This window comes from Pseudomonas atagonensis (genome assembly GCF_011369485.1).
GTDB lineage: Bacteria > Pseudomonadota > Gammaproteobacteria > Pseudomonadales > Pseudomonadaceae > Aquipseudomonas > Aquipseudomonas atagonensis.
Window position 1 is genome coordinate 77,046 of record NZ_VXCA01000004.1, and the last position, 22,729, is coordinate 99,774.

At 58.5% G+C, this 22,729-nt stretch carries 24 protein-coding genes and 1 pseudogene; 17 read left to right on the forward strand and 8 right to left on the reverse strand.

Translation table 11 applies throughout. The features are described 5' to 3' along the window. Positions 1–19 precede the first annotated feature (19 nt). Positions 20–898: a transcriptional regulator CynR gene (gene cynR / locus F2P67_RS03145; protein ID WP_166217170.1), complete on the forward strand. Its 879-nt coding sequence runs from the start codon at positions 20–22 to the stop codon at positions 896–898. 75 nt (positions 899–973) lie between these two features. Here cynR and F2P67_RS03150 read toward each other — a convergent pair whose 3' ends face one another. From F2P67_RS03150 to F2P67_RS03165, 4 genes are all read right to left on the reverse strand, one after another. Beyond that, complete coding sequence (locus tag F2P67_RS03150; protein ID WP_166217172.1) at positions 974–1,303, reverse strand: hypothetical protein; 330 nt, start codon at positions 1,301–1,303, stop codon at positions 974–976. A 175-nt stretch (positions 1,304–1,478) separates the two neighbouring features. After that, entirely contained in the window at positions 1,479–1,769 is a 291-nt protein-coding gene (locus F2P67_RS03155) for a hypothetical protein (protein ID WP_166217174.1), read from the reverse strand. A gap of 45 nt (positions 1,770–1,814) precedes the next feature. Continuing rightward, positions 1,815–2,318, reverse strand: a complete 504-nt coding sequence (locus F2P67_RS03160) for a GNAT family N-acetyltransferase (RefSeq protein ID WP_166217176.1) — start codon at positions 2,316–2,318, stop codon at positions 1,815–1,817. Between the two features lie 60 nt (positions 2,319–2,378). Further along, entirely contained in the window at positions 2,379–4,298 is a 1,920-nt protein-coding gene (locus tag F2P67_RS03165; protein WP_166217177.1) for a DNA topoisomerase III, read from the reverse strand. A gap of 276 nt (positions 4,299–4,574) precedes the next feature. Between F2P67_RS03165 and F2P67_RS03170 the strand changes: the two genes are divergently transcribed. Together F2P67_RS03170 and F2P67_RS03175 are read left to right on the forward strand one after the other, a co-directional pair. Then, positions 4,575–5,981 carry a serralysin family metalloprotease gene (locus tag F2P67_RS03170; protein WP_166217179.1) on the forward strand — a complete coding sequence of 469 codons (1,407 nt, stop codon included), beginning with the start codon at positions 4,575–4,577 and terminating at the stop codon, positions 5,979–5,981. A gap of 219 nt (positions 5,982–6,200) precedes the next feature. Next, positions 6,201–6,569 carry a DUF427 domain-containing protein gene (locus tag F2P67_RS03175; RefSeq protein ID WP_166217181.1) on the forward strand — a complete coding sequence of 123 codons (369 nt, stop codon included), beginning with the start codon at positions 6,201–6,203 and terminating at the stop codon, positions 6,567–6,569. 40 nt (positions 6,570–6,609) lie between these two features. Here F2P67_RS03175 and F2P67_RS03180 read toward each other — a convergent pair whose 3' ends face one another. The 3 genes from F2P67_RS03180 to F2P67_RS03190 all read right to left on the reverse strand — a co-directional run bounded on the left by F2P67_RS03180 (position 6,610) and on the right by F2P67_RS03190 (position 10,866). Beyond that, positions 6,610–7,260: a hypothetical protein gene (locus F2P67_RS03180; protein WP_166217183.1), complete on the reverse strand. Its 651-nt coding sequence runs from the start codon at positions 7,258–7,260 to the stop codon at positions 6,610–6,612. A gap of 134 nt (positions 7,261–7,394) precedes the next feature. Further along, positions 7,395–9,017, reverse strand: coding sequence for an MFS transporter (locus F2P67_RS03185; protein ID WP_166217185.1), 1,623 nt, complete (start codon positions 9,015–9,017; stop codon positions 7,395–7,397). A gap of 199 nt (positions 9,018–9,216) precedes the next feature. After that, the gene (locus F2P67_RS03190; RefSeq protein ID WP_166217188.1) at positions 9,217–10,866 is read right to left on the reverse strand and encodes a GMC family oxidoreductase; all 1,650 of its coding nucleotides are present in this window, start codon (positions 10,864–10,866) and stop codon (positions 9,217–9,219) included. A 133-nt stretch (positions 10,867–10,999) separates the two neighbouring features. Here F2P67_RS03190 and F2P67_RS03195 point away from each other — a divergent pair, with 133 nt between their 5' ends. The 14 genes and pseudogenes from F2P67_RS03195 to F2P67_RS03260 all read left to right on the forward strand — a co-directional run bounded on the left by F2P67_RS03195 (position 11,000) and on the right by F2P67_RS03260 (position 21,568). After that, entirely contained in the window at positions 11,000–11,884 is an 885-nt protein-coding gene (locus F2P67_RS03195) for a LysR family transcriptional regulator (protein ID WP_166217191.1), read from the forward strand. 194 nt (positions 11,885–12,078) lie between these two features. After that, a complete protein-coding gene (locus F2P67_RS03200; RefSeq protein WP_166217194.1) occupies positions 12,079–12,426 on the forward strand; it encodes a metalloregulator ArsR/SmtB family transcription factor in 348 nt (115 codons plus the stop codon). A gap of 26 nt (positions 12,427–12,452) precedes the next feature. Continuing rightward, entirely contained in the window at positions 12,453–12,923 is a 471-nt protein-coding gene (locus tag F2P67_RS03205; protein ID WP_166217197.1) for an arsenate reductase ArsC, read from the forward strand. 12 nt (positions 12,924–12,935) lie between these two features. Then, positions 12,936–13,634, forward strand: a complete 699-nt coding sequence (gene arsH, locus F2P67_RS03210; protein ID WP_166217200.1) for an arsenical resistance protein ArsH — start codon at positions 12,936–12,938, stop codon at positions 13,632–13,634. Positions 13,635–13,733: 99 nt separating this feature from the next. Beyond that, a complete protein-coding gene (locus F2P67_RS03215; protein WP_166217203.1) occupies positions 13,734–14,573 on the forward strand; it encodes an AraC family transcriptional regulator in 840 nt (279 codons plus the stop codon). Between the two features lie 69 nt (positions 14,574–14,642). Further along, on the forward strand, positions 14,643–15,221 hold the full coding sequence (locus F2P67_RS03220) for a LysE family translocator (RefSeq protein ID WP_166217206.1): 579 nt from the start codon (positions 14,643–14,645) through the stop codon (positions 15,219–15,221). A gap of 105 nt (positions 15,222–15,326) precedes the next feature. Next, positions 15,327–15,542, forward strand: coding sequence for a DUF4287 domain-containing protein (locus F2P67_RS03225; RefSeq protein WP_166217209.1), 216 nt, complete (start codon positions 15,327–15,329; stop codon positions 15,540–15,542). Positions 15,543–15,663: 121 nt separating this feature from the next. After that, positions 15,664–16,482 (forward strand): diaminopimelate epimerase, encoded by an 819-nt coding sequence (gene dapF / locus F2P67_RS03230; protein ID WP_166217212.1) that lies wholly within the window; start codon positions 15,664–15,666, stop codon positions 16,480–16,482. Between the two features lie 56 nt (positions 16,483–16,538). After that, positions 16,539–17,057, forward strand: coding sequence for a GNAT family N-acetyltransferase (locus F2P67_RS03235; RefSeq protein WP_166217215.1), 519 nt, complete (start codon positions 16,539–16,541; stop codon positions 17,055–17,057). 358 nt (positions 17,058–17,415) lie between these two features. Further along, positions 17,416–17,778, forward strand: a pseudogene (locus tag F2P67_RS03240) (DUF6124 family protein). 135 nt (positions 17,779–17,913) lie between these two features. After that, positions 17,914–19,455: a phospholipase effector Tle1 domain-containing protein gene (locus tag F2P67_RS03245; RefSeq protein ID WP_166217218.1), complete on the forward strand. Its 1,542-nt coding sequence runs from the start codon at positions 17,914–17,916 to the stop codon at positions 19,453–19,455. Continuing rightward, positions 19,455–20,108: a DUF2931 family protein gene (locus tag F2P67_RS03250; protein WP_166217221.1), complete on the forward strand. Its 654-nt coding sequence runs from the start codon at positions 19,455–19,457 to the stop codon at positions 20,106–20,108. The genes F2P67_RS03245 and F2P67_RS03250 overlap by 1 nt, the downstream gene beginning before the upstream one ends. A 135-nt stretch (positions 20,109–20,243) precedes the next feature. Further along, on the forward strand, positions 20,244–20,900 hold the full coding sequence (locus F2P67_RS03255) for a DUF2931 family protein (protein ID WP_166217224.1): 657 nt from the start codon (positions 20,244–20,246) through the stop codon (positions 20,898–20,900). An 11-nt stretch (positions 20,901–20,911) separates the two neighbouring features. After that, positions 20,912–21,568 carry a DUF2931 family protein gene (locus tag F2P67_RS03260; RefSeq protein ID WP_166217226.1) on the forward strand — a complete coding sequence of 219 codons (657 nt, stop codon included), beginning with the start codon at positions 20,912–20,914 and terminating at the stop codon, positions 21,566–21,568. Positions 21,569–21,784: 216 nt separating this feature from the next. On the opposite strand, the gene F2P67_RS03265 is transcribed toward F2P67_RS03260, so the two are convergent. Beyond that, the gene (locus F2P67_RS03265; RefSeq protein WP_048390108.1) at positions 21,785–22,615 is read right to left on the reverse strand and encodes an alpha/beta fold hydrolase; all 831 of its coding nucleotides are present in this window, start codon (positions 22,613–22,615) and stop codon (positions 21,785–21,787) included. Positions 22,616–22,729 lie beyond the last annotated feature (114 nt).

Below are 22,729 nucleotides of genomic sequence, written 5' to 3' on the forward strand. Positions count from 1 at the left end.
CTATAGGTGGTGAACTCCCATGTTGCTGCGACATTTGCGTTATCTGCTGGCCGTTGCCGATCACGGCGGATTCACCCGTGCGGCCGAGGCGCTGCATGTGTCGCAGCCGACCCTGTCACAACAGATCCGCCAACTGGAGGAAAGCCTGGGCGTGGATCTGTTCGACCGCACCTCGCGTTCGGTCAAGCCGACCGATGCCGGTGAGGCCTACATCGAATGCGCGCGACGGGTGCTGGTGGAGCTGGAAGCGGGCAAGCGCGCCTTGCACGACGTCAAGGACTTGTCCCGGGGCAACCTGCGACTGGCGATGACGCCGACGTTCATGGCTTATCTCGTCGGGCCGCTGGTGCGCGATTTTGCGGCGCGTTATCCGGGGATTCACCTGCAGATTTTCGAGTTGTCGATGGACGACATCGAGGCGGGGCTGGTGAATGACTCACTGGATATCGCCATCGCGTTCACTCCGGTACGCAGTACGGATATCGAGTGCATTCCGGCGTTCACCGAAACCCTGGGGATCGTGGTCGGGCGCGAGCATCTGTTGTACGACAGCATTTCAGTGCTGACGGCGGATGACATCGCTTCGCTGGACTTTGCGTTGCTGGCGCCGGACTTCATTACACGTTTGTCGGTGGATGAGTATTTTCGTCAGCATGGCATCACACCGAAAGTGCGTATCGAAGTGAACTCGGTGAGTACGTTGCTGGAGGTGGTGCGCTGCTCGCCCGTGGCAACGATGTTGCCGGAGGCGATCGCCAGCGAAGACCGGGCATTGCGCAAGTTGCAGGTGGCAAGCGAAGCGCCGCAGCGCGGTGCGGCAGTGTTGCGGCGCAGGAATAATTATCACAGTGCGGCGGCGCTGGCTTTTGTGGATCTGTTGTTGGAAAACAGAGTTTGATCAGTAAATGCCGGATATAAAAAAGGGCCTGCTTCCTTTCAAGAAGCAGGCCCTTTCAATTATTGACGTGGTCAATCAGAAGAACCGGTCAATCACCCGAACTTCGTTTTTGTTCTGCATCGAGTCCCACGCCTGTTTCAGCGTTTGCAGAACATTACCGATGAAGTCCTTGTCGGCCGCGGCTTTCTTGCCGACATAGCCGTGGCCGCGGCGGTACATCTTCAGGCGGGCCAGCAGGTTCTGGTTGTTCTGGTCGAACTCTTCTTCACCAGCATGGGGCGACAGGCAATCGATATGCACCTGGCCCGACTTGCTGATCCACAGAATATGGCTGTCGTGGCTGTCTTTTTGCGCAGCGAACATACGAGCCAGTTCTTCGATAGTAGGTTGATTGTTCAGATTCATGATATTGCCCCTTGACCAGTCTGGTGATCTTTCAAAGTTGATTCGCTAATACAGGTAGCCCATCGGTTAGTTGATCCCTGGCACCGAAACCAGGACGTCAGCGCTCGCCCGTGTGAAGTACGGGGTCATGCATCTGTTGCATGTAGTCGTGTTGGATAACTGCTACGCAATAGCGTCACAACGAAGAGAAGCAGCGAAAACCGGGAGGCTCCTTGACGACGTTTTCAGGGTCGACCACAAGCGTCTTGAGAATTTTCGCCAGCGCTTCTCGTCCTTGTACTGGACGTTCAGGCCAGGTCAGCTTCTTCAATCTGCCTTGTGGGCAGCGTGTATCCGGAAAAAACAACTCGGCGGTCAGACGAGCTTGCTCAAGCGTGTTACCAAATGTTCCCGATCGGGGAACGTCTTCATCATGCAAAAGCAAAACGACGCCGTCAACGGTTTTGTAGCGAATATTTTTGCGCACTACATATTGTCGGACAAAGCCGTTTTGGAATGAGAAAGGATCCGTTCAGGCAACGGAAAAAGGCGTGTGCAGGCAAAAGAACGTGCACGGATAACCGTCCACTACGCGCTGCTGCAAAGTGAATGCGCCGCCGCTCAATTCAGGGATCAGCCTGGCCCAGAAGCGCTGCGCTGGCAGGTTGGCGTCGATATGGAAAATCTGCCATTGACCGGGGATTTTGCTCAAGAGGGCAGAGACGACAAACTGCGCGACGCCTTGGCCACGAAAGCGCCGAGCGAGGAAGAAATAACCGATGTTGTGTTCGGCGGTGTCGAGGTGGGTCTGGTTGTCTACGGTGGCAAAACCGGCGAGTTCGCCATCGACGCGGATCAGGAAAGGTCGGGTTGCCGGGTGGCGCCAGTAGTCGTCTTTGGGTTGTATGGCGAAGAAGCCATGTTCGGCGAGTTTCAGCGGCAGCCATTCGCTGAAATCGTGCATGTAGAACTGCATAAGGTTCTCGAGGGTATCGAGGTCGTCGCGCTGGGCGGCGTGCAGTTCGATGTTGGGCATTTCGGCGGCTTCCGGTATTGGTATCCCATCAGTGTGGACTCAAGATCGCAGCAAGCAGAATTATTTGGCGCTGCGTTTGGCTGGGCTTCGGGTTGTTTTGCGTTTTTTCTTCCACGGCGCGGCAGCCTTGCCGGCTGGCGGCGGGCCGCTGATGGTCAGGCTCAGGGCGGAACAGCGCGTCACCTGCTTGCTCATCCACGCCGCTTGTTTGGTGACGAACTCTTCCAGACTCATTTCGCCGCTCTGCACCATGTCCAGCGCCTGTTCCCAAATGGCCGTGGTGCCGGGGTCGGCAATGGCGCGGGGCACCGCATCGATCAGGCTGAACGCGGCGGGTGTCGCGGCGAGTGCCTTGCCGTTCTTCACCAGATAACCGCGATCCAGCAGGCCTTGAATGATCGACGCTCGGGTGGCTTCCGTGCCGATGCCGGTGGTGTCCTTGAGCTTTTGTTTGAGCAGCGGATCTTCCACCAGTTTCGCGACGTTCTTCATTGCCTTGATCAGATCGCCCTCGGTGTACGGCTTGGGCGGTTGCGTCCAAAGATCCTTGAGATTTACCTGCGCCACAGCGCAGTCGATGCCTTGGCTCAAGGCCGGCAAGGTTTGTGGTGCCGGGGCTTCGCGACCCTTGGCCGGTGCCAGCGCTTCCGGCAGCGCGCGTTTCCAGCCAGGTTCGACGATCTGCTTGCCCACCGCGCGCAACGCTTCGCCGGCGCAGTCGAAATCGGCCTGGGTGCGATCGTATTCGTGGTTGGGCAGAAACTGCGCCAGATAACGCGCGCGGATCAGTGTGTAGACCGCACGGTGTTTGCCGCTCAGACGCTCAAGGTTCTTTGCCGCAGCGGTCGGGATGATGCCGTGGTGGGCGCTGACCTTGGCATCGTTCCACGCCCGGGAACGACGCTGCGGCTCAAGGAACCCTTGCAGTGCTTCGAGGCTCGGGTCGGCCTGACGCAACGCTGCGAGAATCGCCGGGGCCTCGCAGTGCTGGCTCAGAGGCAGAAAACCGCAATCACTGCGTGGATAAGTGATGACTTTGTAGGTTTCATAAAGTGCCTGGGCGATGTCGAGGGTTTCCTGTGCGCCAAGCCCCAGCTTCTTTGAACAGACCTCCTGCAAGGTGCCGAGATCGAAGGGAAGGGGCGCCACTTCGCGCATGCGCTCGGTACGCAGCTTGACTACCCGGGCGCTGGCGGCGCTGCTGATGGCGGTCGCCGCTTGCTGCGCCAGTGCCTGATTCAGGCAACGATCCTGATCGTCACAAACGTCTGACGGCGCTCGCCACTGCGCGGTAAACGGCGTGCCGTCGTACAACAGTTGTACATCGATTGCCCAATACGGCACGGGGACAAAATCGGCGATGCTGCGGTCACGATCCACCACCAGCCGCAGTGTCGGCGTTTGCACTCGACCCACCGGCAGCACGCCTTGATAGCCCGACTGGCGACCGAGCAGGGTGAACAGGCGGCTCATGTTCATGCCGATCAGCCAGTCGGCCCGCGAACGGCCCAGCGCCGAGTGATACAGGCTGAAGGTCTCGGCCCCCGGTTTCAATGCGGCCAGTGCCTTGCGGATCGATGCTTCGTCCAGCGCCGACAACCACAAGCGGCGGATCGGCCCGCGATAGCGGCAATGCTCGACCAGTTCCCGGGCGATCATTTCGCCCTCACGGTCGGCGTCGGTGGCGATGATCAGTTCGCTGGCCTCGCCGAGCAGACGTTTCACTGCTTTGTACTGGCTGGCCGTGCGCGGTTTGACGGTCATTTTCCATTTCTCGGGAATGATCGGCAGATCCGCCAGCACCCAGCGTTTATAGCGCGCGTCGTAGGCGTCCGGCGGCGCGGTTTCGAGCAGGTGACCGATGCACCACGTCACTGTGACGTCTGTTCCCAGCCAGCAGCCGTCGCCCCGGCGCCGGGCACCGAGCACGGCCGCAATGTCTTTGGCCTGGGAGGGTTTTTCACAGAGGTACAGCCGCATAACCACCATCGTCGATCAATCTTGCGAGGTGCACAGAATGGCTGGAGTTGCGCCACGGGGCAACTTTTATCTGTATGGATATACAGATAAAAAGCATTGCGACAAATGACGGGCAGAACGGGGACGCTGGATGGCGCTATCGAGAAATTGATTAGCGCCCGGTGTGTGGCTGTGTCAGGTTTTTCGGCGATTCAACCACGCGAGAGACAGGACGGTCTCGCCAGGAGATCGCCGTGGTCTGTCGGACACTGACTACTCTGAAACAAGGACGTACCCATGGCTAAAGCCAAATCCGCCACCAGCAGCGCCTACGACGCAGTCGACACGTTCAGCCACTTGTATGACCGTGGCGTCGGTCTGGTCAATGGCAAACCGTCGCTTACCGCTGACCAGGCTGCCGATGAAATCCTGCGCAAAAACCTGTCGTGGCATGACAAGAATGGCGACGGCAAGATCAGCCTCAGTTACAGTTTCCTGACCGAAAAACCGGCGAACTACAACCCGAAACTCGGCAACTTCAGCGAGTTCAGTGCGCTGCAAAAGGCGCAAGCCGTGCTGGCCATGCAGTCCTGGGCCGACGTCGCCAAAGTCACGTTCGCCGAAGGCAGCGGCGGCGACGGTCACATGACGTTCGGCAACTACGACGTCAGCACCGGCGGCGCAGCCTTCGCCTATTTGCCAAGCGGTGGCAGTTATGACGGCCAGTCCTGGTACCTGATCAACAACCAATATCAGGTCAACAAGACCCCGGACACCAACAACTACGGGCGCCAGACCCTGACCCATGAAATCGGCCACACCCTCGGCCTGTCGCACCCGGGCGCTTACAACGCCGGCAACGGCAACCCGACTTACGCCGATGCCAAGTACGCCGAAGACACCCGTGGCTACAGCCTGATGAGCTACTGGAGCGAAGCCAACACCGCGCAGAACTTCAGCAAGGACGGCAGCGGCGCCTACGCCTCGGCGCCGTTGATGGACGACATCGTTGCCGTGCAGAAACTGTATGGCGCCAACTACGCAACCCGCGCCGATGACACGCATTACGGCTTCAACTCCAACGCCGGTCGCGATTACTACAGCGCGACGTCGGCGTCGTCGAAAGTGGTGTTTTCGGTGTGGGACGGCGGTGGTAATGACTGGCTGGACTTCTCCGGTTTCAACCAGAACCAGAAGATCAACCTCAATGAAGGCTCGTTCTCAGACGTCGGCGGTCTGGTCGGTAACGTCTCGATTGCCTACGGGGTGACCGTAGAAAACGCCGTGGGCGGCGCGGGCAATGACCTGTTGATCGGTAATGCGGCGGTCAACAATCTGTTCGGCGGGGCCGGTAACGACATCCTTTACGGTGGTGGCGGCGCCGATGTGCTGTGGGGCGGCGAGGGCGCGGACACTTTCGTGTTCGGCGCGGCCAGCGACTCGACGAATAACCAGCCGGACTGGATCATGGATTTCGCCAGTGGTCTGGACAAAATCGATCTGTCGGGAATTGCCGGGTTTGCCACCGGTACGGCGTCGCTGAACTTTGTCAGCGGATTCACCGGGCATGCAGGCGACGCGATTCTGACCTATTACGCGCAGAGCAATCAGACCACGCTGCTCGTTGACCTGACGGGGCAAGGGGCGGTGGACTTTGCGGTGGGCGTGGTGGGGCAGGCGGTGGTGGCGGATGTTGTTGCCTGATCTGAAGGAGATGTAACAAAACATCGCCGGCGCTAAGCGGCCCTGATATCTGCACTGATACACCTCGGATGCAGATTTTGGGGCTGCTGCGCATCCCGGCGGGGATAAATCCCCTCGCCACAGGGGGAGAAAGCAGGGCCGTTCGGCTGTGAATCCACCCTGAACCGGGCACATGAGCTATACCTGAAGCGGTCTCTTCGCTGTACTCAGGAGAACCTCATGAAAAGCACCGGCCCCAGCCCCGTCATCGCTCTGGAAGAACTGTCAGGTTGTCTATTGGTGAAATTCCACGGCATTCAGGTCGCCGCCTCCTCCCACGTGCTTATTCTCAACGAGGCCAACTACCCGCCGGTGTATTACGTGCCGCGCGAAGACATCGACGAAAAATACTTCGCCCGCACCGACCACACCAGTTACTGCCCGTACAAGGGCGATGCCAACTACTTCAGTCTGCAGGTGCCGGGGCATGAGGGCGCGAATGCGGTGTGGACTTACGAGAATCCGAAAGTGTCGGTCAAGGACATACAAAACTACGTCGCGTTCTATCCCGATCAGGTGAAGTTCGAGGTGATCAAGCCCGAGGTTTGAAGCATAGGCGATGGCTCGTCATGATCGACAAGCCCTTTCTTTATTTGGTTGTGTTTTGTCGTCCCGACAATGCCTGGTTTGCTCCGGCCTTCACCATAAGCAGAGCCACCATCGGGTAATGTTTGTTGTCATGGCTGCGGGTTTTCTGTGCATTGTCCGGGGTAACCCAGGCTAGCGCGTCACTGGGCAAGGCATGGAGCATTTCCTTGAAGGCCTGGATTTGTTCAGGACTGGCCTCGGCTCCCAGCGAGTGGGGAGCAATAAAAACGGCTCCCAGGCGGGGTTCGTGGTAGTTGAGCCGACGGGCGTCGTCTTTGGCCAAGGCGCATTTTTCGAGAATTCGTTTTTGCGCATTCAGCAAATCACCGATGGCGACATAGGAGACCTTGGCTTCAATGCAATAGCCCCATTCAGCGTTGGCTATGTACAAGTCGTTGCGACCGATCGAGGTGGTTTTTTCACTGGCCTCGGTCGCGATCTTGCTGATCTGGTATTCCTCAATGGCGGTCCAGTCGGCTTTCCATGCAGCGCCGGCCAAAATGCTGACGTTGGCCTGTTCGTTGTACCAGTAAGGCAGGTCATCTGCATCCCAGACGCGGATGTAGTTTTCGGTGCAGGCTATCCAGCTCTGCATGACCGGTTCCAGAGGCTGGAGAGTTGGGCAGGAAATGCGCACGTACTGATTATTCATTGAGACTGATCCTTGTCATATGACGACGTTGAACGGGCGCGAATGATATTTAAAAGCCATCACTCTGTCGACGTCGAAAGATGACATGAAAAGTCCGCCTCAAGGCGATACCTGAAGCGGACCGGATGCAGCCCTCAGTTCTTGTCCAGATCGATATTCTTCGTCTCACGCAAGCAAATCATCCCCACCACCAGGCTTACCCCGGTGATCAGCACCGGATACCACAGCCCGTAAAAGATGTCCCCGGTGTACACCACCAGCGCGAACGACACCGTCGGCAGAAATCCGCCGAACCAGCCGTTGCCGATGTGGTACGGCAGCGACATCGAGGTGTAGCGGATGCGCGTCGGGAACAGTTCGACCATCAGCGCCGCCAGCGGGCCATAGCACATGGCCGAGATGATAATCAGCGCGACAATCAGCGCAACGATCATCGGTTTGTTGATCTGCTGCAGATCGGCCTGTTGCGGGTAGCCGGCCAGGGTGACGGCGCCGCGCAATGCCGCTTCGTCGTAGCCATCGATCTTCACGTCGCCGATGCTCACCTGCACGCCACTGCCGGCCGGCGCGGCGGCACTGGAGTAGGGCAGGCCTTGCTTGACCAGGAAGGTTTTGACCTTGTCGCACGGGCTGTCGAATTTGGCTTTGCCGACCGGATCGAACTGGAACGTGCAGGTCGCCGGATCCGCCAGCACGGTGATCGGCGCCTGACGGCTGGCTTGATCGATTGCCGGGTTGGCGTAGTGCGCCAGGGATTTGAAGATCGGGAAGTACAGCGCGGTGGCCAGCAGCAGACCGAGCATCAGCACCGGTTTGCGCCCGACCTTGTCCGACAGCCAACCGAAAATGATGAAGAACGGTGCGCCGATCACCACGCTGATGATCAGCAGCGTGTTGGCCACCGCCGGGTCCATTTTCAGGAACTGGGTGAGGAAGAACAGCACGTAGAACTGCGCCGCATAGAACGTGACTGCTTGCCCGGCGTTGATGCTGAACAGCGCAATCAGCACGACTTTGAGGTTTTCCCATTTGCCGAAGGATTCGCGGATCGGCGCCTTGGAAGTTTTGCCTTCCTCCTTCATTTTCAGGTACGCCGGTGACTCGTGCAGGCTCAGGCGGATCCAGGTGGAAATGCCCAGCAGCACAATCGACAGTAGGAACGGAATCCGCCAGCCCCAGACTTCAAACTGGTCGCCAGTGAAATAGCGGCAGGCAAGCACCACCAGCAGCGACAGCAGCAGGCCGAGGGTGGCGGTGGACTGAATCCAGCTGGTGTGGAAACCGCGTTTACCGATGGGCGCGTGTTCCGCCACGTAAGTCGCGGCGCCGCCGTATTCGCCACCGAGCGCCAGGCCTTGAAGCATGCGCAGTACCACCAGAATGATCGGCGCAGCAATGCCGATGCTCGCGTACGTCGGTAACAGGCCCACGCAGAATGTCGCCACGCCCATCAGAATGATGGTCGCCAGAAAGGTGTATTTACGCCCGATCATGTCCCCCAACCGACCGAACACCAGCGCCCCGAATGGCCGCACGATAAATCCGGCGGCGAAGGCCATCAGCGCGAAGATGAACGCCGTGGTGTCGTTGACCCCGGCAAAAAACTGCTTGCTGATCACCGCCGCGAGGGCGCCGTAGAGGAAGAAGTCATACCACTCGAACACCGTCCCCAATGATGAGGCGAAGATGACTTTCTGCGTGGCATTGCTGGTGCTGGCGCCGCTCGCGGCGTCCAGCGGCTGAGCGTGTTCTGACATATCGGTATCCCTCACAGTGATTGTTTTTGTTGTTCCACTGGTGTTGCGTGTCCGGGTGATGCGCGATGCCTTGAATCTGCTGCTTCTGTGGGAGGGGGCTTGCTCCCGAAAGGGCCGTGTCAGCTACATCATCGGTTAATGACACTCCGCTTTCGGGAGCAAGTCCCTTCCCACAGAGGGGGCTGTGTCGAGCGCGAATTCATGTAGGCGCTGCGGTGAGTTCGGGTTTTTGGGTTGGGGTCCTTGTTGGCGGGTTGAGGATCAGCTGCGCAGCCTTCTCGGCAATCATCAGCGTAGGCGAACAGGTGTTGCCCGAGGTGATGCGCGGCATGATCGACGCATCGGCAACACGCAAACCGGGTACGCCATGCACGCGCAACTGCGCATCGACCACGGCCTCGCCGTCATTGCCCATGCGGCAGGTGCCGACCGGATGGAAAATCGTCGTGCCGATTTTCGCCGCCGCTTCGTGCAGTTGTGCTTCGGTTTGCAGGCTGTCACCCGGTAGATATTCGACGGGCTTGTAGGCTTGCAGGGCAGGCGCGCTGACGATGCGTCGGGTCAGACGGATCGCATCGGCGGCCACGCGCAGGTCTTCGGGATGGCTCAGATAGTTGGGCTGAATCAGCGGCGCGTCCTGCGGATCCGCCGAACGAATGTCGATGCGGCCACGGCTCTGCGGACGCAGATCGCAGACCGAAGCGGTAAACGCCGGGAAGCTGTGCAATGGCTCGCCGAAGCGCTCCAGTGACAACGGCTGTACGTGGTATTCAAGATTCGCCGACGTCTGCTCCGGCCCGGACCGGGCAAACGCGCCCAACTGACTCGGCGCCATCGACAGCGGCCCGCTGCGGTCATACAGATAACGCAGGCCCATGCCCATCTTGCCCCACACACTGCCGGCGATCTGGTTGAGCGTGCGGGCATTTTCCAGTTGGTAGATCAGCCGCAGTTGCAGGTGATCCTGCAGATTGCCGCCGACGCCCGGCAGCTCGTGAATCACGCCGATGCCGAGGCGTTCGAGCAGCGGTCGCGGGCCAATCCCCGAGCGCTGCAGAATGCCTGGCGAACCTACGGAGCCGGCACACAGGATGATTTCCTTGCGGGCCTTGAAGCTTTTCAGCACGTCTTGGTGACGCGCGCTGACCTTCGAGGCGCGACCGTTTTCGAGCAACACGCGATCCACCTCGACCCCGGTCAGCACCGTCAGATTGGCCCGGTCGCGAACCGGTTTGAGAAAGGCCTTGGCCGCGTTCCAGCGTACCCCGGCTTTCTGGTTGACCTGGAAGTAGCCGCAGCCCTCGTTGTCGCCCTGATTGAAGTCGTCGATGCTGGCGATGCCGCTTTGTTCGGCCGCGCTGCGAAAGGCATCAAGAATCGGCCACGACAGCCGCTGCTGCTCGACCCGCCATTCACCCTTGGCACCGTGAAATTCAGCAGCGCCGGCGAAGTGGTTTTCGCTTTGTTTGAACAGCGGCAAGACATCGTTCCAGGCCCAGCCCGGATTGCCTTCGGCAGCCCAGCCGTCGTAGTCGCTGGCCTGGCCGCGCATGTAGATCATGCCGTTGATGGACGAGCAGCCGCCGAGCACTTTGCCGCGCGGATAACTCAGGGCGCGACCATTGAGGCCCGGTTGCTCTTCGGTCTTGAAGCACCAGTCAGTGCGCGGGTTGCCGATGCAGAACAGGTAACCGACGGGAATATGAATCCACGCATAATTGTCGCGCCCGCCGGCTTCGAGCAACAGCACGCGCTGTTGCGCATCCGCCGATAGCCGATTGGCCAGCAGGCACCCGGCAGGGCCGGCGCCGACCACGATGTAGTCGTATTCATCGAGGGAAGTCTGCATTCCCTGACCTCGCTTTTTGTTTTTATTGTCGGACACTCTAGTTGTTAGCTTTCGTCAAAAGAATGTTAGTTTTTGCGCAGCCGCTGTGCGTTTTTAAACAGCCTTGAATGACCATAGCTGACAAGGACTCGCCATGTTCGACTGGAACGACCTGCGGTTTTTTCTCGAGCTGCAACGCAGCGGGCGCCTGCTCACCGCTGCACGCCGCTTGAATACCACCCACGCCACCGTCGCCCGGCATATCGAGGCCATCGAAAAAAGCCTCGGCACCGCGCTGTTCGTCCAGCATGCCCAAGGCTATGAGATGACACCGGCGGGGGAGGCGCTGCTCAAGCACGCCGAAGCCATGGAAAACGTCGCGCTACTGGCGCAGGAAGAAATCACCCAGTCCACCGCGCCGCTGGGCAAGATTCGCGTGGGTGTCACCGAGGGGCTGGGCATCAAGTTTCTCGCCAGTCGCATGATCGGCCTGTTCGAACGCTATCCCGGGCTGGAAGTGGAGCTGGTCGCCGTGCCGCGTTTCGTCAGCATCCTCAACCGTGAAGCGGAAATCAGCATTCATCTGGAGCGTCCGGCGGCGGACATGCTGGTCACACGCAAACTCACTGACTACCGCCTCGCGCTGTACGCCAGCCAGCACTACCTCGACAACGCGCCGCCGCTGCGCAGCCGTGAAGACCTCGGGCGGCAGGCGTGGATCGGTTATGTTGACGACTTGTTGTTCAGCCAGGAGTTGATGTTCCTTAACAGCTTCTGCCGCAGTCCTCGCGTCGTCTTCCACAGCACCAGCGTCATCGCCCAGCAGGAGGCGGCGCGCTCAGGGTTGGGCATTGCGGTGTTGCCCTGCTACATGGCTGCATCCGACCCGGAGCTGGTTGCGTTGCTGCCGGATGAAAGCATCGAACGCAGTTACTGGATCAGCACCCGGCGTGAATTGCACAAATCGGTGCGGTTGCGGGTGGTCTGGGATTACGTCGTGGGTCTGTGTGAAGCCGAGCAGAGCCTGTTACGCGGATAATGCGACTTATATCAAACCCTGTGGGAGCGGGCTTGCTCGCGAATGCGGTAGTTCTGGGACAAAAATATTGCCTGACAGGACGCCTTCGCGAGCACGCGCGATCCCACAGGGTTCTTCGGTGCAGATCAAATCCGGGGTTGAATAATATATGGATGTCCGTATATTCGGTTTTCCATATGTTCAGAGGCGGTCTCATGATCACGCCCCACGAAGTCTTCAAAAGCCTGGCCGACGAAACACGCGTCCGCGCCACCCTGCTGATCGCCGATCAAGGCGAACTCTGTGTCTGCGAGCTGATGTGCGCCCTCGACGACAGCCAACCGAAAATCAGCCGCCACCTCGCGCAGTTGCGCAGCAACGGTTTGCTGCTTGATCGCCGTCAGGGGCAATGGGTCTATTACCGCCTCAATCCGGATCTGCCGGAATGGGTTCACCAGATCCTGCAAGTGACGTCGAAGGCCAACGCCGACTGGCTCAAAGACAACGCTTCGCGCCTGCAGAACATGGACGGTCGTCCTGTGCGCGAAGCCGCGTGTTGCTGAATGTCGAACTGAGGCAGGAGTAACCCATGCAAGTCTTGTTCATGTGCACGGCCAACAGTTGCCGAAGCATCCTTTCCGAGGCCATGTTCAACCATTTGGCGCCAGCGGGATTCACAGCCCTGAGTGCCGGCAGTTTTCCCAAGGGCCAGGTTCTGCCGCGCAGTCTGCTGACGTTGCAACAGGCCGGAATTGCCATCGAAGGCCTGCACAGCAAGGGCAACGACGCTTTCGAAGAAAACCCGCCCGACATCGTTATCACCGTCTGCGACAAAGCCGCCGGCGAAACCTGCCCGGTGTACTTCGGCCCGGCGCTGAAGTCCCATTGGGGACTGGAAGATCCTTCCGAAGTCAGTGGTGATGAAACGCAGATAGACGCCGCGTTCCGCGCGACGCTGGCGCGCATCGAACAGCGCTGCAAAGCCTTTATCCAATTGCCTTTCAACCGCCTCAGCCGCGATGAGCTCAAGCGCGAGCTCGATCGCATCGGCACGCTTTAAGGAGAAATCCTGATGTCCGAGCATCTGCCCAATCTTGATCCAACCCTGTTCGACAACTTGAAAGCATCGGCTTCAGGCGAACACAAACCGCGCATTCTGTTGCTCTACGGCTCAACCCGCGAACGCTCCTTCAGTCGTTTGCTGGTAGAAGAGGCCGCACGTCTGCTGGAACACTTCGGCGCCGAGACGCGCATCTTCAACCCGTCCGGTTTGCCGCTGCCGGATGATGCACCGGTCGACCATCCCAAGGTGCAGGAACTGCGCGATCTGGTGCTGTGGTCGGAAGGTCAGGTCTGGTGTTCGCCGGAACGTCACGGCGCCATGTCGGCGGTGTTCAAAGCGCAGATCGACTGGATTCCGCTGGAGTTGGGCGCGGTTCGCCCGACTCAGGGCAAAACCCTGGCCGTGATGCAGGTCTGCGGCGGCTCGCAGTCATTCAACGTGGTCAATCAACTGCGCGTGCTGGGCCGCTGGATGCGCATGTTCACCATCCCCAACCAGTCTTCAGTGCCGAAGGCCTACATGGAATTCGACGAGGCCGGACGGATGAAACCGTCGCCGTTCTACGACCGCGTCGTCGATGTGATGGAAGAGCTGGTGAAGTTCACGGTGCTGCTGCGCGGCCGTCAGGATTTTCTGGTCGATCGCTATTCGGAGCGCAAGGAAAGTGCCGAGCAACTGATGGCGCGGGTCAACCAGCGGTCGATCTGAAGTAACCGGCGGACTCAGCTGACGAACGTTGCACAAACCTTCTAGCCTCGATTCGCCAATTGTGGATTACTGGCCCCAGCCCATCACCGTAATCAAGCTATGAGCAATTGGATCAACCTCACCCACGACCGGGAAACCGGCATCGAAACCCTGCACGCGCATTTTGCCGGGCACGCGCACGCGTACGATCCGCACTGGCATGAAACCTACCTGATCGGCTTCACCGAGCAGGGAGTGCAGCGGTTCAACAGTCGTCGGGCACGGCATGACAGCACGCCGGGCAAGGTGTTCATGCTTGAGCCGGGGGACATTCATGACGGCGATGCGCCCAGCCCCGACGGCTTCACCTACCGCATGTTGTACATCGAGCCGGCCTGGCTGGAACAGGCGCTGGACGGCGTGCACCTGGGCCGTTACGGCAGCGGGTTGCCCGGCATCGGCAGTGTGCTCAACGATGATCCGGAACTGGCCCGCGCCACGTTGTTTGCGTTCAATGCGCTGCATCAGCAGGACGTGCGCATGGTTCGTGATGTGGCGCTGGATGCGTTTCTCGAGCGGCTGGCCGGGCATTTGTACCGGCGGCCGCAAATGCCTGCCGACAGCCGTGCGCCGTTGATCGCCCGGCAGGCCCGGGATTATTTGATGGCCTACCATGAGCAAGACATCAGCCTGCACACCCTGGCGCAAGTCTGCGGCACCGACCGCTTTCGCCTGACCCGTGCGTTCAAGGCGGCTTATGGCCTGGCGCCGCACGCCTGGCTGATCCAGTTGCGCCTCAGCCGTGGCCGGCAGATGCTCGCTGCCGGCGTGCAACCGGTGGACGTCGCGAGCCGACTGGGTTTTGCCGATCAAAGCCATCTCGGCCGCTGGTTCGTGCGCGCCTACGGCATCACTCCGGGCGCCTATCAGCAACGCGCCACCGGTATCATCCGCCGCTGAACAAACGTTCAAGACCGCCGCGCCCCGCAATCGCCACAGTAGGCCCCTGACTTCCCAAAGGGCCGTACCATGCTTGCCTTCATCCTCTTCGCTTTCGTTGCTTCCATCACCCCGGGGCCGACCAACCTGATCGTCCTCAGCACCAGCGCCCGACGCGGTTGGCGCCCGTGCCTGCCGATCATCCTCGGTGCCGGTGTGGGCGCCGCTTCGCTGGTCTGGGTCGCCGGTGCCGGCGCCAGCACGCTGATGCTGCCCGCTGTACGCCCGGTCATCAGCGGTCTCGGTTTGTGCTGGATGCTGTGGCTGGCGTGGCAGATTTTCAACGCGCCGGTCACGCCCATTGCTACTTCTGCAGCGCAAGAAAAGGCTGAAATGGGCCTGATCGGTGCAGCGTTTCTGCAATGGGTAAACCCCAAGTCGTGGTTCATGGCCATCGCCGTGATCAGCGTGTTCACCGCGCAAGGGCAAGGCTTGAACGCACTGTGCCTGGCGTTCTTTCTGGTGTCGCTGCCGTGCCTTGCCGTCTGGGCATTGCTGGGTCGGGGCGCCGCGCGCTGGCTGAGCAATCCGCTGCAGTTGCGCTGGCTGAACCGGACTCTGGCGATGTTGTTGGTGATCTCGTCGGCGACAGCGGTTTTGCACGGATGACTGGCCCGGCGGGGAGTTGCCGGAATCCGACTTCGCGTCCACTCTATGGCATGCCGACAAGGAGCGTCCGCCGACTCTCCGTCGCGACCAGAGGGAGCTTGCAGCATGACCGAAGACACCAAAGTAAAAGGCCCGGCGTCGTACTTTCCTTCGATTGAAAAGAAATACGGCCAGCCCATCGACCACTGGCTGAACCTGCTCGCCAGCATCACCGACAAGAAGCACATGGAACTGGTGGCGTGGCTCAAGGAGGAACACGGCATGGGCCACGGGCATGCCAACGCGCTGGTCGCCCATCATTTGGCCGCTGGCAAGAAGTGAGGGCAGGGCAGCGATGAACTTCACGCACAGGCCCGTGCAAGCCCAAGACGTCAAAACCGTTTGCCATTGTCCGCAGGGCGATCGGCGCTGATCAACATGAAGCTTGGCCGAGGCGCAATCAATGCCGCTCACCTTTCACAAGATGCACGCCAACGGCGATGATTTCGTGCTGATCGACGCACGCAACAGCGACAACCCCGTCACCAGTCAACTCGCCCGGCGTCTGGGTGATCGTCATCGCGGTATCGGTTTCAACCAGCTCGCGATGGTGCTCGATTGCGCGGATGCTGACGCACGCCTGGAATTCTGGAACGCCGATGGCTCCGCGCTCGACGTGTGCGGCAGCGCCACTCGCGGCGCCGCCGACCGTCTGATGCGCGAAGCCGGCCGCACCTCGATCACCCTGCGAACCCGACGTGGCCTATTGACCTGCGAACGCTCACCCACCGGCGCGATTTCAGTGGACATGGGCATGCCGCTGTTCGGTTGGGCAGACATTCCGTTGGCGCAGGCCGTCGACACCCTCAGATTGCCTCTGCCAGGCGACCCCGCCGCGTGCAGCATGGGCAATCCGCACTGCACGTTTTTCGTCGACGACCTGAGCATTCTCGACATCGCCACACTTGGCCCACGTCTGGAAACCCACCCGTTGTTTACCCACAAAACCAACGTTCACTTTGTGCAAGTCCTTGACCGCCAGCACATCCGTCTGCGTATCTGGGAGCGGGGTGGCGGAATCCCGCTCGGTTCGGGTTCCTGCTCGTGTGGCGCGGCTGTCAACGGCATCCGCCGTGGCTTTCTGGACAGCACCGTTGAAGTCGAATGTGACGGCGGCCCTGTCACCGTTCACTGGGATCGCCAAGGCTCGGTCACACTCAGCGGCCCGGTGGAGGCCAGTTTTTCAGGCAGCCTTCCGGACAGCCAACTCTTCTCCAAATGACGTGAGATTGCGCAGCCGAAAACCTGCTGAACCGCCGAAACCCCAAGGCTTTGACAATGCCAGACACCGCTTCTCGCCTGACCTACAGACGCCCGCAGCACACGGATCTCGCCGTGGTATTCGCAATCTTCGGCGACCCGCAAACCAATCTGTTCAATCCATCCGGCCCCATGACCGACATCGCCCAGGCCGAATCGCTGCTGGGGCGCTGGTTGCAACACTGGGCCACCCACGGTTACGGATGGTGGGCGATCAGCAGCGCTCAGACCCCTGACAAAGTCATCGGATTCGCCGGCGTCGCGGCCCATGACTATCTGGGAAAACCGGTTATCAACCTCGGCTATCGGTTCGCCGTTAAAGCGTGGGGCCGCGGCTATGCAACCGAGGCCGCGAGAGCAGCGCTGACCCACGCGTTCGATCACCTCGGTTTGCCTGAAGTGTTCGGGCTGGTGCGGCCTGATCATGAGGCGTCCATCCGCGTTCTGGAGAAGATCGGCATGCGCCGCTTTGGTGAGCTGGATGATGTGCCGGGTAAAGCGCCGAGCCTGGTGTTTCGCGTTCAACGGGCAAAATAAACACAAAAAAACACCACTGTTTAAATGAGGCATCCAGTAGCTGGCCGAGGCCTACAACGCCTTGCGCCGTTGCCTACGACTAAGCCAGAATCCGCCGGCTTGTGCGTCTGGAACGCCCCCCGTACCTTGAATCCCGTCACTGCTCATCAGTGATCGGGTCTGCAAGCCCGCCGGAAAACCAGTCGTACAGCCCTGCCAAAAGGACGCTCATTCGTGTCCGCTTAATGGCAGCTTTGTGCGGGAGACCTTCGGGTCTGCCGGGTTCCTGGTTTCCCGGTCTTGCAGACCCGCGCACAGCTGCCACCCATCATCTGCAAGTGATGCCGGTAGCTCCTAATCAACAATCAGGAGTTTCACCATGATCAAACCAACACCCAATCCCCCGGAAACCGACCCCGCATCCCCCTACGAATCCATCGACTCGAAAAAGCTCCACGAAGCCGCCGAACGCGCCCTCGACCATTACCTGCTCCCGGCCAGCCAGATCATGGCCAGCACCAACAATCCCGAGCCGATGTTCCTCGCCAACCCGGCCTAAGACACTGAATCGCTGCTGGCCAACGCCAGCGAGTCCCTCGGCTCCGCCACCACCATGCTCAACGACTTCGCAGCATTGCTGGATGTTTCCCATCGCAAAACATTACTGGGTAATGCACAGGTCGTGATGCTCGGCGAACTCGCCGTCAATCGGGCCTTGGACAAGGTCGAACTGGCTGAATAGCGACCCACCGGGACGAGACAAACCCTCGTCCCGGCCAGATTTATCAGCGGGGCTGGCACAGGGCCACGGCTTGCACCCCCAAGCCCCGACTGTCACCCTTCGGGCCGTTCAAGGATCGGAACAAGGAATCAAGGATTGAGCGGCTACGTCCCCAACCCCCCGAAAAACCATCGCTACGAAGAAGCCAAACCCGTCGATATCCATGCCCAGCGTTGGGCTGAATATGAGAAACATGGGAAAGCACCTGCGCCCGAGCCTCAGAAAATCGGCATCGCGCTGCGCATTGGTGTGTTCTTCGATGGAACTGGAAATAACGCGAACAACACGGCGGCTGGATTGCTGTGTGGTGCGCAACATCCGATTGCACCGCAGGATATTCCGGCCAGTTGCCAGCCGTATATGAGCGATCCGGATAGCAGCTACGGCAACGACGTGAGCAATGTCAAAAAGCTGAGCGAACTGTATGAGGCACCACGACTGGCTGAGGGGGAGGGGCCACGAAAGAAAGCTTTCGGTATGGTCTACGTCGAAGGCATAGGTACCCGATCAGGCGAAGAGGACAGTAAATTCGGCGCTGGTACCGGACGTGGCGAAACCGGTGTTGCCGGGCGCGTTCAATCTTCTTTCACGTTGATCGAACAGCGTATCAATGAGGTATTGGATAAAAATCCCGGAAGTGAAATTACTTCGTTGACCTTCGATACCTTTGGCTTCAGTCGCGGTGCGGCAGCCGCCAGACATTTTGCCAATGAAATCGTGCGTGGCAAACAAGGTCCTTTGGGCGAGATTTTCCGCAGTAAGTCCGATGCCTTCATTTCGACCTTTGTCGATCAATACCACAGCGATATCAACATGGGCTTCATTGGGTTGTTCGACACTGTACCGTCGATTGCTGGATGGTCCAATTTAGGCAACATCAAAAGTGCAGTCGCAACGGGAATCAAACTTTACCTCGACCGACGCTATTTCACCGATGTTGTGCAGTTGGCTGCGCGTGACGAATGCAGGGCTAATTTTGCACTCAATCGAGTAGCTATGGATCATCCGGAAATTGTCTTGCCAGGAGTGCATTCCGATGTGGGCGGGGGTTACCTCGAAGAGGCTGAAGAATGCGTGCTCGTTAGCCCAATGCAAACACTAGAAGTCGGCAACTACGCGGATGTCACCACTACATCGATATACCAAGACGCGGTCAATGTGAGAAATCAGTGGCTAGCGAACGGCTGGCCTTCCGAAATGCTGGAGATAGTTACTCCAGCTCCATTGCTGATGCCGAACAGTCCTCAGGATCGGCTGAGTCCTCGAGGCAAACGGGTCTATGCCGCCGTTCAACTCAAACGTCCGGTGAGCGGATTACTGTCGAGAGTGAGCCTGCGCGTGATGCATCAACTTGCCAAAGCTAAAGGCGTTCGCTTCGACGACATTCCCGAGACGCCGGACTTCGCCGTTCCTGAAGAACTTCGGCCTATGTGCGATCGTTTTGTCTCCGGCGACTACAGCACCACGCCAGAGGAGGAGCAAATGCTAAAACTCAAGTACATTCACACGTCCGCCAACTGGAATCACCCGCTTGGAAGGAGAGATGGAAGCGGCATCAGAGCTGTTTACATCAATGCCCCCACGGAAGATGCAATCCGAGTAAAGCACCCTCACGTACCTGACTGGACGCTTTGGTAATGAAGCTATTTGCAGCCGTACTGTGCATGCTGTTCATGGTCGGTTGTAACGCCGGCCCGCTTTTAGCGAAGAACGACCCTAAATCTCCATGGTGGGAACTCGGTTTTACCGAACCCAACTACATGAAGGTCTGGGTGGAAGACACAGCAGTGGAAGACATTAAGGGCAAGACGTTATTGCGCACGGGTGGAGGTTCTGCATCGGGCGGGTACCCAGAAGATGGTACTGAGTCGGCCCGAGGCTGGGACGGAGTGGGCGCGTCCGCAAAAGCGGTGGTGGGCGCTGATTTACCGAAGCGAATCTTTGTCCGCTGGCAATCCATCGTAGAGCCTCAGACCTATCGGGCCTGGGTGGATATACCGGAAGAAGCCAGGCAACTGATGAAGACTTCAGTCGCCCAGCGCTGCGCGAAAACACCAGAGCAGCGAGGCACCTATATTTCATCGGTCTATTTGGGTCTGGCGCCTGGTGGTGTTGTACAGGTTTGGGTCAGAGACGAGTGCCACCATCCGATCAAAGTGGCCAGAGCACAGGCAGAGATCGAGACTTTAGGGCCAAGTCAGGGTAAGAGCCAAGGGCGTTACGCGTATCCCGTTAGTGAGAAGTCAAGGCGGTATATCGAGAAATACGGAATTCCCTATGGAAGTTGGTAGTGAGCAAATAAATCAGTCCCCTTATCCCTAGAAGAACAATTATTGAGAATGAATACATCCACATCTCATCAACGCACCAACCGAGGACGGCATTCGTGTGCAGCATCCTCACGTAGCTGACTGGAAGCTGTGGTAATGAGATTGCTCGTAGCCTTTTTTTGCATTCTGGTCTTCACCGGCTGTCACGCCACCAGTTCCAATTCCGGTGAAAGAGATCCCAAATACCCATGGTGGGAGTTGGCGTTTATCAAACCCAATTTCATGAATGTCTGGGTCGAAGACAGTGCCGTGGAAGACATCACCGGTAAGACCTTTTTACGAGCCGGGGGAGGGAACGCCAGCGGTGCAGAGCCAAATGATAATACGGAGTCTGCTCGCGGCTGGATTGGAGTCGGAGGTACAGGGAAACCTGTGATCGGCGCAGGATTACCCAAGCGGATTTTTGTACGCTGGCAATCAATACCAGAGCAAAAGACCTACCGGGCTTGGGTAGATATTCCAGAGGATGCCAGGCAAGTGATGGTTACGTCTACCCATCAGCGCTGCCCGGAAACACCCGATAAAACAGCGCGTTTCATGGCGTCCGTTTATTTGGGACTTGCTCCAGGTGGTGTTGTGCAGGTGTGGGTTAGAGACCTATGTCGACGCCCAATTAAAGTCGCCCGCGCTCAAGCTGAGCTGGAACCACTGGGCCCAGAGCTGGGACAGAACGGAGGTAAATACGCCTATCCCGTGAGTGAAAAGGCCAAGCGCTACATCGACAAGTACGGCATTCCTTACGGGAGTTGGTAAATCCTCGAGCAATGAAGGAAATCATCTCGATACTTTGCATGTTATCGGCCACAGTTTGTCAGGCCAATGAGCCTTTATCAGCCAAAAACGATCCGAAATCCAGCGGATGGGAGCTCGCCTTCACCGAACCGTACTACATGAAAGTATGGGTAGAGGACAGCGCCGTCGAGGACATAAATGGCAAGCTGTTCACGCGCACAGGCGGTGGCACAGCCGCAGGCGGGGAGCCAGAGAACGGTAACGAGTCTGCCCGAGGCTGGCATGCTGTCGGCGCTGCTGCAAAAGCGGTGATTGGCGCTGAGTTGCCAAAACGAATTTACGTTCGTTGGCAATCGATTGTTGAATCGCAGACGTATAAGGTTTGGGTGGATGTGCCTGAAAAGGCGAGAGAGCAGATGATTGAATCTGTTAATCAGCGCTGCCCTGAAACTCCCGATCAACAGGCCAGCTATAGCGCATCTATTTACTTGGGCCTGGCTCCCGGTGGTGTTGTGCAAGTTTTTGTTCGAGATTCCTGTCACCGTCCAATCAAAGTGGGCAAAGCCCAAGCCATTCTCGAGCCGTTAGGGCCGAGCCAAGGAAAAAACGAAGGGCGCTACGCGTATCCCGTAAGTGAAAAGGCCAAGCGTTACATCGACAAGTACGGCATTCCTTACGGGAGTTGGTAGGAGAGAAGCAGGATATAGTTCTTCTGCCTGTCTTCAGTGCCTTTGCATTGGGTCAACATCTTTCATAGCTGTTGCATCAAAGGTCGTTTCAATGAAGGGCGGCTTACGGCCAATAGCGGACAATCACTTAACGCATTTCTTATGCACTTTGCGAAATTCAAAATCTGATCTTGGAGTCGCAAGGGGAAAAAGGGCGGGATTAACCCGCCCCATTTTTTAGCTCCGCACGAATGCCAGCAGATCTGCGTTAATCGTCTCGGCGTTGGTTGTCGGCATTCCATGAGGGAAGCCCGGGTAGATTTTCAACGTACTGTTTTGCAGAAGTTTGGCCGACAAAACCCCTGCATTTTCATAAGGCACGATCTGGTCATCATCACCATGCATTACCAGGACGGGGATCTTGATGCTCTTCAAGTCTTCGGTGAAGTCGGTCTGAGAAAACGCCACTATCCCGTCATAGTGTGCCTGTGCACATCCCATCATGCCTTGTCGCCACCAGTTCAAGACAATGCCCTCGGAGGTCTTTGCACCCGGGCGGTTATAGCCATAGAAAGGCCCTGCAGGAACGTCGTGATAAAACTGTGCCCGGTTGGCTTTCAGTTGTGCCTGCAAGTCGTCGAACACTGACTTCGGCAGGCCGCCAGGATTGGTCGGTGTCTGGACCATCAGCGGTGGCACGGCACTGATGATGGCCGCTTTCGAGACGCGGTCTTCGCCATGGCGAGCGATATAGTGAACGACTTCACCGCCGCCGGTGGAGTGCCCGACGTGAACTGCGCCTTGTACACCCAGGTGATCAACTACGGCCGCGACGTCGTCGGCGTAGTGGTCCATGTCGTGTCCATCCCAGACCTGGCTGGATCGCCCGTGACCGCGCCGATCGTGTGCTACAACCCGGTAACCGGCACCCAGGAAAAAGAGCATTTGCGCGTCCCAATCATCCGCGCTCAGTGGCCATCCGTGGTGAAAAAAGATGACCTGGGCATCGCGTGGCCCCCAGTCTTTGTAGAAGATTTCAACGCCATCTCTTGTAGTGACATACCCCATGTTCGTATCTCCTGAATGAAGTGGAGGCCTTCATCGAATAGCGTTCCGATCATGGCCTTGAGTTAACAACATGCAGCCCTTCCGGTAGGCAGTTCAGAGTGCGTTGCTGGATTA